The sequence below is a fragment of the Streptomyces sp. NPDC048297 genome (genome assembly GCF_043201585.1).
Classification (GTDB): domain Bacteria; phylum Actinomycetota; class Actinomycetes; order Streptomycetales; family Streptomycetaceae; genus Streptomyces.
The window spans coordinates 1-13,362 of sequence record NZ_JBICZA010000002.1; the positions used below are offsets into that span (position 1 = coordinate 1).

10 protein-coding genes are annotated in these 13,362 nt (G+C 73.1%); 1 reads left to right on the forward strand and 9 read right to left on the reverse strand.

The features are described 5' to 3' along the window. Window positions 1–336: 336 nt before the first annotated feature. The 7 genes from ACGFYV_RS02065 to ACGFYV_RS02095 all read right to left on the reverse strand — a co-directional run bounded on the left by ACGFYV_RS02065 (window position 337) and on the right by ACGFYV_RS02095 (window position 8,611). Window positions 337–504 (reverse strand): hypothetical protein, encoded by a 168-nt coding sequence (locus tag ACGFYV_RS02065; protein WP_393876395.1) that lies wholly within the window; start codon window positions 502–504, stop codon window positions 337–339. A gap of 145 nt (window positions 505–649) precedes the next feature. Continuing rightward, window positions 650–1,099 carry a DUF5709 domain-containing protein gene (locus ACGFYV_RS02070; protein WP_393876726.1) on the reverse strand — a complete coding sequence of 150 codons (450 nt, stop codon included), beginning with the start codon at window positions 1,097–1,099 and terminating at the stop codon, window positions 650–652. Window positions 1,100–1,334: 235 nt separating this feature from the next. After that, entirely contained in the window at window positions 1,335–2,267 is a 933-nt protein-coding gene (locus ACGFYV_RS02075; RefSeq protein ID WP_393876396.1) for a glyoxalase, read from the reverse strand. 20 nt (window positions 2,268–2,287) lie between these two features. Continuing rightward, complete coding sequence (locus ACGFYV_RS02080) at window positions 2,288–3,406, reverse strand: helix-turn-helix domain-containing protein (RefSeq protein WP_393876397.1); 1,119 nt, start codon at window positions 3,404–3,406, stop codon at window positions 2,288–2,290. Beyond that, the gene (locus ACGFYV_RS02085) at window positions 3,403–4,374 is read right to left on the reverse strand and encodes a helix-turn-helix domain-containing protein (RefSeq protein WP_393876398.1); all 972 of its coding nucleotides are present in this window, start codon (window positions 4,372–4,374) and stop codon (window positions 3,403–3,405) included. Before ACGFYV_RS02085 ends, ACGFYV_RS02080 begins: the two co-directional genes overlap by 4 nt. Window positions 4,375–4,510: 136 nt before the next feature. Further along, window positions 4,511–5,506: an alpha/beta hydrolase gene (locus ACGFYV_RS02090; protein WP_393876399.1), complete on the reverse strand. Its 996-nt coding sequence runs from the start codon at window positions 5,504–5,506 to the stop codon at window positions 4,511–4,513. A 69-nt stretch (window positions 5,507–5,575) separates the two neighbouring features. After that, window positions 5,576–8,611, reverse strand: a complete 3,036-nt coding sequence (locus ACGFYV_RS02095) for an AAA family ATPase (RefSeq protein ID WP_393876400.1) — start codon at window positions 8,609–8,611, stop codon at window positions 5,576–5,578. Window positions 8,612–8,947: 336 nt separating this feature from the next. Between ACGFYV_RS02095 and ACGFYV_RS02100 the strand changes: the two genes are divergently transcribed. Then, complete coding sequence (locus ACGFYV_RS02100) at window positions 8,948–11,770, forward strand: ATP-binding protein (RefSeq protein ID WP_393876401.1); 2,823 nt, start codon at window positions 8,948–8,950, stop codon at window positions 11,768–11,770. Window positions 11,771–11,835: 65 nt separating this feature from the next. Here ACGFYV_RS02100 and ACGFYV_RS02105 read toward each other — a convergent pair whose 3' ends face one another. After that, window positions 11,836–12,174 (reverse strand): GNAT family N-acetyltransferase, encoded by a 339-nt coding sequence (locus tag ACGFYV_RS02105; RefSeq protein WP_393876402.1) that lies wholly within the window; start codon window positions 12,172–12,174, stop codon window positions 11,836–11,838. A gap of 62 nt (window positions 12,175–12,236) precedes the next feature. Further along, complete coding sequence (locus ACGFYV_RS02110; protein WP_393876403.1) at window positions 12,237–13,226, reverse strand: pirin family protein; 990 nt, start codon at window positions 13,224–13,226, stop codon at window positions 12,237–12,239. Window positions 13,227–13,362: the final 136 nt, after the last annotated feature.

Genomic DNA, 13,362 nt, shown 5'->3' on the forward strand with positions numbered 1-13,362 from the left:
GGGTCGACGTGCTCTGGGCAATGCTGCGTGACAAGAGGCTGTTCACCTCCGCCCCGCCGGTCACGCAGACGGCTTGACACAGTCATTGAGATTCCTTCGGCGAGATACGCGCAATGCGCGGTGCGGGACGGGGAACCCCGTACCGGCGGCTCCGTGACTGACGCTACTGACCCCGGGAACAGCCGCTTGTCCATTGACGCACACGGCCTCGACTCGTAGCGCACGACCGGTTCTTGCGCCGTGTCAACGCCCGGACGGCCCGCTCCCGGTGAGGGGGCGGGCCGTCCGGCTCGTGTCATATGTGGTCCGGGCGCGCTGTGCGGCCGGGCGCGTCGGCTACTTCGAGTCGATGCCGAGATCCGTGTCGACGTCGTACCCGGATTCCCCGGGGTCGGCCGTGGGGTGCGCGATGTCGGTCGCGAGGTCGAAGGTTGCCCCTTCTATGGCCTGGTCCAGGGCCGACTCCTCACGCTCGGCCTGGGCGCGGCGGTGATGCTCTGCCATCCGTTCCACGAGATGCCGGATGTGCGGATGCTTGTTGTCGTCCCCATCCGGTTCAACGGTGCTCACTCGGTGATCCTCCCTGTCGGGCAGCGGGTGCGGGCGAAGCGGTGCTCGTCCAGGACGTCAGCGGCGCTCGTCCAGGACGTCAGAAGGTGTCGGAATCGGGGATCACGTGCATCGCGGCCTCCTCCGCCGACGCTCCGGCGCCGTCGAGCCCCCTGTCGAAGGCGAAGAGGTCGGACTCGGTGTTCTCGTGGGCGCCCTCGTCCGGCGCGAGAAGTCGTCCGGCGCGCTCGCTTCCGACCTCTTCGTCGATGAGTTCGCCGTCGGTGTCCCAGGCGTCGCCGATACCGTCGCCCTCCGGGACGCCGATGTCCGGCAGTTCCTCGGCGAGCCGCTCGTCCAGGCTCTCCCCCCGCTGCCGTTCCGCCGCTGTGACTCCGGCGTGCTCCACGGCCCAGGGCCGCTCCGGGGGTGAGTACCCCTCGTCCAGGGCCTCGTCGCCGCCCCGGTAGTCCAGCGTGTCCGACGCGTCCAGCAGGCCGGCGTCGTCCTGCACCTCCGATCCGTCCGGCTGGTAGACGTCGTCACCCATCGTCTCGTCGGTCAACTGCGCTCCCTCGTCGTCCGGGCCCGGAAGGACCGGCCCGGCACCCTCTCACCTGTTCCGCACACCACACGCCCTGCCGTCTCAGGCACCCGGTGGTACCTCACCAGTATCCGCGCAGGCGCCTTCGGCAACCACCTCCCCGGGCAGAGCCGTGCGCTCGTGGACAAGAAGCGGAGCGTGGAGGGGCATCCCGCCGGGTGGCGGCTGCGGCTGCTCGGGCTCAGCCGTCGCCGTCCTGGTGCAGTTCGGCCACGTATCCGCCCGGGAACGACACCATGGCCTGGGAGCGGCCGTGGGAGGTGTACGGCCCCCACAGCACCTTCGCCCCCGCCGCCTTGGCCTTGTGCAGCGTCGCCGTGAGGTCCTTGACCGCGTAGCCGGTGGTCTCCCGGCCGAACGGGTAGGGAAGGTGACCGTCGGTGACGGTGACGACCGTGTTGCCGTACGGGGAGCCGATGGCGATGCGGCGGTAGGTATTGCCGGGCAGTGCGATGGCACCGCCGTCCGCCGCCCGCTGGTCGGAGGTGATCCGGCCGGCGGTGAACCGCAGGTAGGAGCGGAGGAATCCGTCGACCGCGTCGGGCGTCAGATAGACGCGGTTGTCCGGCACGGATCGCAGGGGCGCGTACGAGGGGGCTGTGGTGTGCCAGTACAGCTGGGTGTTGACGCCACCGGGGAACTGGAGGACCGCGTCCCGCCCGAGGGGGTCGTCGAAGGGCGCGACGACGACGTGTGCCCCGCTCGCGCGGGCCAGCCGGACGCCCTTGTCGAAGTCGCTCACGAGCCAGCCCGTGCGCTCGGCGCCGAACGGATAGGGGATCGGCGTGCGGAAGCCGAAGACGGACAGGGTGCCGACGGGCGAGAAGACCAGCTCCGAGTCGGTCCTGCTGGGGGTCGGGGTGACGGTCGTGACGACCTTCGCGGTGCGGGTGCCGCCGAAGGTCGCCTGCCAGCTGGCGGCGAACTTGTCGACCTCGCCGGGAGTGACGTAGACGTGCGTGGTGTCGTACTGGGGTCCGACCGCGGTGGCGGCGGTGGCCGGGGCCGTGAGGGTGTCCTGGCCGATGCGGGCCGCGGACGGTGCCCCGCAGCCCACGGCACTGACGACCACCATCAACGCGGGCAGGAGCCATGCCGGCACTTTGTGCCTCATCGTGGTCCCTTCTGTCGGATTCATCCGCCCCGAAGCGTAGGAACTCGGAGCGAGGGCGATCGTGCCGACAGCGCGGTGAGTGTTGACCGTCGGGGAACAGTTCCCTCTCCTGGGGCACAGGGCTCGGCGGGCCGGGGCGCCGGCTCCCCGCTCGCGGCCGGCGCCGCGTCCGCCGCCGAGGCGGAACCGCGCCACTGCACCGGCGACATGCCGTACGTCTCGCGGAAGGTCCGGCTGAAGTGGGAGGGGCTGGTGAATCCCCAGTGGGCGCCCACCGCGGCGACCGACCGGTGGGCCGCGCCGGGGCGGGCGAGTTCCCGCCGTGCCGCTTCGAGGCGCCGGGCACGCACCCAGGCGTTGACGGTGGTGCCGTGCAGCTGGAAGAGGCGGTGCAGGTAGCGCAGGGAGATGCCGTGCTGGTCGGCGATGTCCTGCGGGGCGAGTCCGGGTTCGGTCAGCCGGCTCTGGACGGATGCCGTGATGCGCTCCCAGAGTGCCGGCGCGGGCCGCCTGCCGATCTGTTCCAGGGCGACGGTGGCCAGGATGTCCACGGCGGCGCGGGCGAGCTGGTCGCGGCGGGCGGTGGTGGAGCCGGCGACCTCGTCGACGATCCCGTGGAGCAGGGGCAGCAGCAGGGCCGCCGCTCCCCCGTCGGCCTCGTCCACCACCGTGGCCGTGAGGGCGGACAGCTGCCCCTCCGCCAGGCGCATCCGCGCCCGGGGCACCATGAGGATCCGCGCCCGCTGCCGCTGTGGCAGCACGATCCTGAACGGCCGCCGTGCGTCGTGGAAGGCGAGGCGACCGGGCGTGAGGTCGGCCGTGCGGCCGTCCTGCAACAGCAGTGCGGAGCCGTCCAGTTGCTGCCGCACGAGGATGTGGGTGCGGGGGTCCGCCGCCACCGAGCGGGCGCTGCGCAGGACCGTTCCCGGGCCGGACTCCTCGGTGGCGATCTGCAGGACACCGAGGCGCTCCGCCCTGAACTCGCCCAGCCACGGGCGGTCCTGCTCCGCGGTGGCCTCGACGTCCACGAAGACCTGTGAGAGAGCGCGCTGCCAGGCGGCGACGCGCTCGCCGGGGACGACGTTCCTGGTGGTGAAGCAGACGCCCTGGCCGGGCGTGGTCAGCGTCCCCGTGATCACGGCGCCTCTCCCTCCGCGCGGCGCGCGCGCTCCGCCTGGAGCCAGTCCGTGGGCGACAGGCCGAAGGAGCCGCGGAAGGCCTTGCTGAACTGGGACGGGGTGGTGAAACCCCAGCGTCGCGCGATCTGGCCGAGGCTGACGGATCCCGGTGCCCGCGCGGTGAGTTCCCGGCGGCATTCATGCAGGCGCAGCTCGCGGATCCACTTGCACAGGGTCGTGCCCTCCGTCTCGAACAGCCGGTGCAGATAGCGGACGGAGATGCCGTGCTCATCGGCGATGAGCCGGGGGGTGAGGCCGGGGTCCGGCAGGTTCCAGCGGACGAAGGTCCTGATCCGCTGCAGCAGAACGCGGTCGGCGCTGGGCAGTTCGGCGGGATCCGCGCTCAGCCGGTCCGCCGCGGCGGCGGCCATCAGGTCGATGACGCCCTCGGCCAGGCGCTCGGCCACCGGTGTCGCGTACGCCTCGGAGGTGTCCGCGAGCCGTTCCATCATCGGCCCGAGCAGGGTGGAGAGACCGTCCCCGTCGACCGGGCGCAGTGCGCGTGCGGTGAGTTGCTCCAGGTCGGACTCCGGCCGGTGGAGCAGGTGCCGTGGGACCGCGAAGATCCGCAGCCGGAAGCGCTCCGGGAAGGTGGTGTGAAAGGGCCGTATCGTCTCGAAGAACGCGATGTCCCCGGCGCGCAACTCGGTGGTACGGCCGTCCTGTTCGACCTGGGCCCGGCCGGTGCTCTGCAGGGCCACGAAGACATGCCGGCCGTCGCCGCGGGCGATGAACCGCGGCGCGCGGTGGACGTGGCCCGGGTCGCATTCCACCGTGGTGATCTGGAGGTCACCGAGGTGGTCGGTGCGCATGGTCGCGTCGTAGGTGCTGCTCTCGGTCGCGATGTCCATTCCCACGAGGTTCGCGAGAACGGCGTCGTGCCAGAAGTCCAGGCTCTCGCGGGCGGGAACCGAGCGGGTGGTCAGCACCGTGGTTCGCGGACCCGTGGAGTCGGTCGGACTCCGGCGTCGCTGTACAGGGGATCCGATGACGGGCGGCATGGTACGAGCATCCGGTGAAGGTGCCCGTCCGCGCATCAGTAGGTCGACTGGTCCACGAACTGGTTCACGTCGCTCCCGTCAAACGGGCACGCAGGAAGACGCATCCGGTCATGACCGCTGCCCGCGTGGGCGCGCTGTCGCGCAGGGCGTGCAGTGCCGCGAAGTCGTGGACCGTGCCGAGGAACCGCGCCGCGCAGGCCTCGACACCGGCCGCCCTCAGCTTGCGCGCGTACTGCTCGCCCTCGTCGCGGGCCACGTCCGCCTCGGCGGTCACGATCAGCGCCGCGGGTAGCCCCACCAGGTCCTCCGTCCGCGCGCGCAGCGGTGACACGGTGGGCTCGGCGCGCAGGGCCCGGTCGGGAGCGTACCGCGCCCAGTAGGCGCGCAGGGCCCGCCGGGTGAGCAGGTACCCGGTGGCGAACTGCCGTTGCGAGGGGCTGTCGCAGCGGGCGTCGGTGAGCGGGTAGTAGAGGAGCTGTGCGCTGATCCGGGGCCCGCCTCGGGACTTCGCGAGCATGGTGACGGCGGCGGCCAGCGTCGCCCCGGCGCAGTCGCCCGCCACGGCCAGGCGGTCCGTGTCCAGGCCGAGTTCGCCGCCTCGCGGGACCAGCCAGGTCAGCAGGGCGTAGCACTCCTCCAGCGCCACCGGGTAGCGGGCCTCGGGGGTGCGGCTGTACTCGGGGACGACGGCGCACACGCCCGCGCCGGTGACGAGTTCGCTGATGAGGCCGGCGTGGGTCTGCGCGTCTCCGAGCATCCACCGGCCGCCGTGGAGGTACAGCAGGACGGGCAGCGGTCCCGTGGCGCCGGCGGGGCGGACGGTCCAGAAGCCGAGCAGTCCCGACGGGCCGACGGATGCCACGCGGTAGTCCGCGTCGACGTCGAAGTCCTCGAACCGGTCCACCTGGGTCTCCCGCAACGCCTGCCGCCCCGTTTCGGGGGCGAGGTCGTCGAGAGACGGTGGCGTGGCGGAGGCGGTGACCAGTCGCCGCACCAGAGGGTCGAGGACGACCGGCGCATGGGCGTCTCCGCCCGGACGGTCCCCGAAGGCTCCCGGCATCACGCATTCTCCTCTGGCTGGACCGCGCCGCTCGACGGCAGGTCCGGACGGAGCCCGCCCTCCCGTGCCTCACACGTCCTGAAGCAGGTCCCGCAGTTGCTGGCGGCGACTGATGCCGAGCTTCGGGTAGACGTTGTACAGGTGTGAGCCCACGGTACGCGGCGAGAGGAAGAGTTGCTCACCGATCTCACGATTCGACAGGCCTCGCGCGGCCATCCGGACGATCAGCCGCTGCTGTGCCGTGAGTTGGTCCAGCGGGCCGGGGGTGTCGGGGGTGGGCGCCGCCCCGCTGGCGCGCAGTTCGCGTGCGGCGGCCGCCGCGAGGGCGCCCGCGCCGAGGCGCTCGGCGGTTTCCAGCACTGCGGTCAGCTGCTGACGCGCCTCGCGTGTCCGGCGGCAGCGGCGCAGCCAGGCACCGTAGTTGAGGCGGGCGTGGGCTCGTTCCCACGGCCATCGGTCCGCCTCGTGGTTGACCAGCGCGAGGTGGAAGTGTTCCTCGGCGTCGTCGTCCGGTCCGACGAGGGCGGCGGCGTGGTGCAGCAGCAGCGTCATCCTCGTGCTCGGGCGGTCCCCCTGCTCGGCCCGGACGCGCGCCACGATCGGCACGATCTCGTCGGACCGGCCCGTCCGCTGGGCCGCGACCGCGAGTTCGGCGATGCTCCGGGGCGACAGGAAGGGGTGCAGGGGCTCGCCGTCGGCGGCGAACAGTTCGCGCAGTTGCCTCCAGCCCTCGTCCAGGTCCCCCAGCGCCAGGGAGGCGAGGCCCTGGGCGCGCAGCAGGCGTGCGTGTGTGGCCCGGTTCTCGTCCAGGCGGACGGTGTTCCAGATCGAGGGGGTGAACCACGGCTTCGGCGGGACGGCTCCGCGCAGCGCCCGCGAGGTGAGGGCCTGCGCCTCCAGATCCGCCTGGAGGGCAGGCAGGCGCAGCACCGCGGCCTCGGCCGAGGCCTCCCGGATCAGCGGCTCGGCCTCGGTGAACCGGCCGGTGTTCACCAGTGTGTCCGCGAGGGCGAGAACCGACCACGCGCGGGCGCCGAAGGCACGAGCCGCGCGCAGGTGCGTGTCGGCCTTGCGGAACTGGCTCAGGCACAGGTCCGCCTCGTCGGCGTGGTAGGCCACGGCGGCGACCGACATCCGGCGGGCCAGGACGTCCGGGGCGTCCCGCAGCGCACTGTGCGGGCGGGCGAGGTCCGGCAGCAGGTGGCCGGCGGACCGCGGGCTGGCCACCGCGGTGACGTACGACTGCAGGGCGTGCTGGACGTCGGGCGTGTCCAGACGGCCGAGGGGCCCGCTCATCCCGTCCGCCACCTCACTCCCGTTCACTCCTTCACCTTCATTCGCTTCGGGCCCGCTCGCCCGTTCAGGCCCACTGGCCCCTTCAGGCCCGCTTGCCCCTTCAGGCCCGCTTGCCCCTTCAGGCCCGCTTGCCCCTTCAGACGCATTCGCCCCCTCACCCCCGTCCGCCTCCCGCGCCCGGTCGAGCAGGGTCGACAAGGCCGCCCGGTGCTGCGGCAGGCCGGACTGGAAGGCGATGCTCGCGGCCAGGGCGACCAGTGCGAACGCGGCGGACCGGCCGGTCGCGGGAAACCGCTCCGAGACGTCCGTGACGATGTCGAACGCCTCCTGCTGGGCGGATTCCTGGGACAGTGCGGATGCCAGGGCGCCGGCCGCGACACAGCCGAGTCCCGGCGCCGTGGAGTCCTGGACGAACCGGCCGTACAGGTCCCGCACCCAGTCCGGCTCGCCCACCGCCTGCGCCGCCACCAGGGCCTCGGTCAGGCGGCGGGCGCGCTCCTGGCGCCGGGGACTCAGCCGGGCCGCCCGGTCCAGTGCGCGCGCCGCCTCCACCGCGTCCCCGCGCCGCCAGGCGGACTCCGCGAGGGCGGCGGCCACGGACTCGCTGGTCCCCAGGGTGGCGGCGGCCAGGTGCCGGGCCGTGGCCTCCGGCCGCGAGGCCGCCGCGGCGAGGTCCCGATGCGCTCGGTGCCGCTCGCCGGCCGGGTGCCGCAGGAACGCGGCCGACCGCGCCAGGGGGTGCGGGAAGACGACGCGGTCCTCGACCAGCGTGACCAGGCCGGCCGCCTCTGCCGGGGCCCACACCGCCAGGTCGCCGGTGCCCAGGGCGGCCATCAGCACGGCGACGCTCTCGCCGGTCCCCGCCGCCGCGTACAACAAGGCACGGCGTGTCTCGGCGGGCAGGGCGCCGAGCCGTCCGTCGACACCGTGCCGCACGGGGGCGAAGCCGTGATCCATGGACGCGAAGCCATGATCCGTGGACGCGAAGCCGTGCTCCACGGGCGAGCGCCACACCGGTTCGGCGCCGAGGAGCCTCGTTCCCTCGGCCAGGGGGGCGCGGTGGCTCAGTTCCACCAGTGCCTGGGGATTGCCCTCGGCTTCGTCCAGGATCTCCAGCCTGTGCCTGCCGGTGGGCACGATCGGCTGCCGGTCGAGCAGCTCCGCGGCCGACGGGGCGTTCAGCGGCCCCAGTCGCAGCCTCTGTGTGCCGTGGGGCAGGCTGGGCAGGGACGTGTCGCGGCGTACGGCGAGCAGGACCGTCACCGCACGGCCGGCCAGGAGCCGGGTCGCCGCGCAGAGCGTCTCCAGAAAGGTGTGGTCGCACAGGTCGGCGTCGTCCACGCACACCAGCACCGGACGGGACTCGGCCAGCCGGTCCAGCAAGGCCGTCAGGGCCGTCCGCACCTGTGCCTCGTCCGGTCCGGCCTGCGCCGGGGCCGCGTCCCGGGCCGCGATCAGCACCTGGCTGTGTTCGGCGGGCAGCGCGGGCAGCTCGTCCAGTGCGGGCGAGGACAGCAGCTGCCGCAGACATGCGCGGGCGTTCCCCCTGTCCGCGGCCCAGCCCTGGGCCGACAGCACCAGGACGCCGTCGCCGGTGGCCAGTTCACGGACGTGGCGGAGCACCGTGGTGCGCCCGCTCCCCTCCTCGCCGAGGAGCACCAGCATCTGCTGGTCACGGGGCTCGCCCGTCACGCACAGCCTGATCCGTTCGATCTCGCCGTCCCGGCCCACAGGACGCGGCTCGGCCGGGTGACCAGGCCGGAAGGAGGCTTCTCCCCCGACCGCCGGTTGGTGTGGGTGACCCCTCATGCACAGACTCCGGACCTGCTCGGTCGCCCATGACGGTGGGCGTTCTTCCTGACCACGGTCATGATCGGGGAGTTGGCGCCGGGACGCTTCTGTCAGATGACCAGTCGCCCGCCCCCTTTCGCGAACCCCTCCGCGTACATCTCCCTCCCCTCACACACCCTCTTTCACGCAGCCCCTCCCCGCGCACCCCCTCCCCGAGCACCTCCCCGCACACGCCCCCCTTGCACGCACCCCCTCCCCGCGCACCGCTTCCTCGCCCACCCCCTTCTCACGCACCTCTTTTAGGCTGGCAGGATTCCCCCGTTCCCGTAGACGACTCGACACGAAGGACAGTTCATGCACGTGGGTGCCGAGTACCCCTCCGATCCGGGCATCCTGGGCAGGGCCGTCGAGCTGTCCCGGCTCGAGCGCCTGCTCGGGGCGGTGGACGGCACCGGTTCGCCCGTGCTGGTGCTGGCCGGGGAGCCGGGGGCGGGCAAGAGCACCCTGGTCGAGTGGGCGGCCGAGCAGGGCCGGGCCCGCGGGCTGCGGACGCTGCGGGTGCGCGGCAGCGAGGGCGAGGCCGGCCTTGGGCTCTCGGGCATCCATCAGCTCCTGCATCCGCTGCTTCCCGGAGAAGGGCTGCCGGCCCCGCAACGGGAGGCCCTCGACCGGGCGTTCGGTCCGGCGGCGACGCCGCAGGACCTGCGGCTCGACCAGCTGTCCCTGTGCGTCAGCGTGCTCGCGCTCCTCGACGTGGCCGCCGCGCACGGGCCGCTGCTCCTGCTGGTGGACGACGCCCAGTGGCTCGACGTCGGCTCGGTGGACGTCCTCGCCTTCCTCGCCCGGCGCCTGGAGGGAAAACCGGTGGTGCTGCTGCTCGCGGCCCGCGAGGACTCGGTGCCGGCCCGCTTCGACCGGGACTTCCCGCAGGTGACCATCGGCCCGCTGAGCCGGACGGCGGCGGGGCTGCTCCTGGACGCCCAGCCGGACCCGCCCCGAGGCCGGGCCCGCGCCGAGATCCTCCAGCAGGCGGCCGGCAACCCGCTGGCGCTGATCGAGCTGCCCCGAGCCCTCGCCCGGGACCTGACCGGCGCGGGTCACAGCGGCGGCGCGAGGCACGGTGGCGGCGCGGGCCATGGCAGCGGCACGGGTCAGGGCGGCGGTACGGCGCTGCCGCTCACCGCGCGCCTGGAGAACCTGTTCGCCGCCGACCTGCCCGGCCTGCCCGCGCCCACGCGTGAGGCCCTGCTCCTGGTCGCCGCCGCGGGCACGGCACAGCTGGCCGACCTCCTGCGCGCCGCCCCGTCGTCGGACATCGTCCAGGCGCTGGAACCGGCGGAGCGCGCCGACCTGGTCCGGGTCGAGAACGGCCACGTGCTGTTCCGTCACCCCCTGGTCAGCTCGGCCGTCTACCACGCGGCTTCCTTCCAGGAACGCCGGCAGGCCCACCTCGCCCTGGCCTCCGCCCTCGCCGGGGAACCGGACCGCCGCGCCTGGCACCTGGCCGCCGCGGCGACCGGTCAGGACGCGGAGGTCGCCGACGCCCTGGCGGAGAGCGCGGAGCGCGCCCGCGGCCGGGGCGGTTACTCGGCGACCGCCGCGGCGCTGGAACGGGCCGCGGAACTGACCCCGGCCCCGGAGCTGCGCGCCCGGCGTCTGCTGACGGCCGCGCAGGCGGCCATGTTCGCCGGCCATCCGCAGTGGGTCGGTGAGATGAGCGGCCGCGTCGGCGACCTCACCGAGGATCCCCGGCTGCGTGCCCAGGCCTCGCTCCTGGGCGGCTGGGCCCTCGGGGTCACGCTGCGCCATGAGGAGGCGCTGGCCCTGTTGCTGGGCGTCGCCAGGACGACGGCCGTCTCGGCCCCGGGCCTGGCCATCGACGCCCTGAGTACGGCCGCGACGTCCGTCTACAGCTCCGGGGCGCCCTACTACCGCGCCGAACTGCACCGCATCAGCGCTCTGATACGCACGGACGACAACCCCGCGGCCCGTGTCTGGGCCGAGTCCGTCATCGATCCCCATCGCCGACGGGCGCGGCTCATGGCGCCGTTGAAGGACGCTCTGGCCGCCATGTCCGAGGAGTCGCTCGGGGATCTCTCGGCGCTCGGCGCCGCGGCCTGGATCCTGGACGAGTCCGAGCAGGCCGTGCGCGTCCTCGGGCGGACCATGGACGTCCTGCGGCGCGCGGGCAGCGCGGGTACGAACGCGACCGTGGCGCAGTCGCTCGCCCTCGCGCAGTTCGAGACCGGCTCGTGGGCGGCGGCCCAGGACTCGGCGGACGAGGCGTTCTGGATGGCCACGGAGGCAGGGGCCGACAACGTGACCGTGGGGGCCTGCATCCTTAGGGCCACGCTGCGCGCGCTCCAGGGCGACCACGCCGCCGCGCGGACCCAGGCGCTGGACGCCGTACGAGGCGTGTATCTGCGCGCTTCCCTGAGTCTTCAGGTCCGCCACCGGTACGCCCTGGGGATGGCCGCGTTCGTCGCCGGGGACCACAGCGACGCGTACGAGCATGTGCGCGCGACCTTCACCAGGGACTTTCACCCCGCTCCGGTCCACTACCACGCGTCCCCCTACTACCTGGGCGACCTGGCCGCGGCCGCGGTCCGTGCCGGGCGGGTCGACGACGCGCGCACGGTGGTGGACGCCGTCGAGAACAGCCTGGAGCACGACACGTCCCCCCGGCTGGCCGCCGTACTCCACCGGGCCGCCGCCCTGCTGACCGACACCGACGAGGCCGAGGACCGCTTCCGCGCCGCCCTCGCCGACTCCGTCACGGACTGCTGGCCCTTCGAACGCGCGCTCACGCAGCTCGACTTCGGCGAATGGCTGCGTCGACGGCGCCGCAGCGCCGAGGCACGCCCGCACCTCAGCGCGGCACTTGAGTGCTTCGAGCGGCTCGACGCCCACCCCTGGGCCGACCGCACCGCGGCGGAACTCCGGGCGGCGGGATCCCCGGCGGTGCCGACGGCCGCGAGCCCGGCGAGCGAACTCACCCCGCAGGAACGGCAGATCGCCGAGCTGGCCGCACAGGGCCTGACCAACCGCGACATCGCGGCCCGCCTCTACCTCTCGCCCCGGACCGTCGGCTACCACCTACACAAGGTCTTCCCGAAGCTCGGCATCCGCGCCAGGGCCCAGCTCCGCGACGCCCTCTCACAGGGTCCGGAGCAGTGACCCTGGCGCGGTGCCCTGGCGCAGCCACCTGGAGCGGCTACCCGATGCCGGGCCCCGGCGGCCGGTCAGCCCAGTTCGCCTCGCAGCCACTGCAGGACGTCGGGGGTCGCCGCGTCGGTGATGTCGGCGAACTCGTCGTGCTTCTTCAGGAACTTGGCCACGTACGGGCAGACGGGCACGATCCGCTTACCGGCGGCGCGTACGTCGGTGAGCGCCTCCTGGACCAGGACAGAGGCGAGGCCCTGTCCGGCGAAGGCGTCGTCGACCTCGGTGTGGTAGAAGACGCGCTGGTCGCCGCGGTCGCGATAGGCGGTCAGTCCGGCGCGCTCGCCGTCGACCAGGATCGCGTAGTGGTTCTCGGCTTCGACGTGCTCGACCGTGGGAGCGACGGAGGGCTGGCTCATGGAATGCCTTTCGAAAGAGGTCAGTTGAGTGTCGTAGAGAGGTGGGTGGGGTGTCGGAGGGGTCAGGAGCGCGGGGGATTCCTGCGCGGGGTGATGACGGCGTTGGGCAGGGCGGGGGCGGGAAGCCGGTCGCCCGGATATCCCTCGACGGCGCCGAAGCGGTCGGAGGCGTTCTGCCACTCCTCCCGGGCCTTGGCGATGTCCTCGTGACTGCGCCCGATGAAGTTCCACCACATGACGATCTCCTCCTCGAACGGGGTTCCGCCGAGCAGGACCGTGCGGGCGACGTCGTCGGACTCGTTCGTCAGGGTCAGCGTGTCGACGCCCGGGTGGGCGTAGCCCAGCTCCGCGCGGCCCAACAGGGTGTCCGCCAGGCGCACTTCCCCCTGGTCGACCAGGAGGCCGTGCTCGAAGGCGGGGTCCACGGCGAGGGTGAGGATCGCGCGCGGCGGGAGGACGATCTCGGCGCCGAGCAGCGGGGTGAAGGTCGGCACCGGGGAGGTCCGGCCGGCGAGGGTGCCGAGGAAGACCCTGATCTCGGCGCCGTCGATCCGCGCGGCCTCGGGTGCGTGGTGCTGGAAGTCCCGCTCGGTGTCACGGTGTTCCTGCGGCAGCGCGACCCACAGCTGGACGCCGTGCAGAACGGTGGTCCGCGGGGTGGAGACCTCCGAGTGGCAGATGCCGTGGCCGCCCGTCATGAGGTTCAGTTCGCCGGGGCGTACGTAGGCGTGACTGCCCAGGCTGTCCCGGTGCTCGATCTCCCCGCTGAACAGCCAGCTCACCGTCTGCAGCCCGGTGTGCGGGTGCGGGGCGACGTCCATGCCTCCGGAGACCGAGACGTCGTCGGGGCCGTAGTGGTCGGCGAAGCACCAGGCGCCGATCAGGGTCCGGGCGCGCTGCGGCAGCGTGCGCCGCACGGTCATGGCGCGGGGGCCGCCGAGGGGCACGTCACGCGCGGTCAGTACGTCGACCCGCGCCTCCCCGGCCGGACGCTCACCGTCCGCCGGTGTGCCGCAGCGCATCTGCGCGGGTTCCGTCTCGACGTTGCTCATCGTGGACCACCTCCGAAAGACATTGTTTCATATTCAACCATCGAGTCGCGATAATGGATACGCGACACCCTCAGGCATACACAGCACCCCGTACACAGATGCACAGCACCCAGACGTACAGCGCACAGGTACACGC

What these genes read in the sequence shown, in the direction of transcription:
- ACGFYV_RS02065 (WP_393876395.1), bottom strand. Translation starts at nt 504, where the DNA reads ATGGCAGAGCATCACCGCCGCGCCCAGGCCGAGCGTGAGGAGTCGGCC.
- ACGFYV_RS02070 (WP_393876726.1), bottom strand. Translation starts at nt 1,099, where the DNA reads ATGGGTGACGACGTCTACCAGCCGGACGGATCGGAGGTGCAGGACGAC.
- ACGFYV_RS02075 (WP_393876396.1), bottom strand. Translation starts at nt 2,267, where the DNA reads ATGAGGCACAAAGTGCCGGCATGGCTCCTGCCCGCGTTGATGGTGGTC.
- ACGFYV_RS02090 (WP_393876399.1), bottom strand. Translation starts at nt 5,506, where the DNA reads ATGCCGGGAGCCTTCGGGGACCGTCCGGGCGGAGACGCCCATGCGCCG.
- ACGFYV_RS02095 (WP_393876400.1), bottom strand. Translation starts at nt 8,611, where the DNA reads ATGAGGGGTCACCCACACCAACCGGCGGTCGGGGGAGAAGCCTCCTTC.
- ACGFYV_RS02100 (WP_393876401.1), top strand. Translation starts at nt 8,948, where the DNA reads ATGCACGTGGGTGCCGAGTACCCCTCCGATCCGGGCATCCTGGGCAGG.
- ACGFYV_RS02105 (WP_393876402.1), bottom strand. Translation starts at nt 12,174, where the DNA reads ATGAGCCAGCCCTCCGTCGCTCCCACGGTCGAGCACGTCGAAGCCGAG.
- ACGFYV_RS02110 (WP_393876403.1), bottom strand. Translation starts at nt 13,226, where the DNA reads ATGAGCAACGTCGAGACGGAACCCGCGCAGATGCGCTGCGGCACACCG.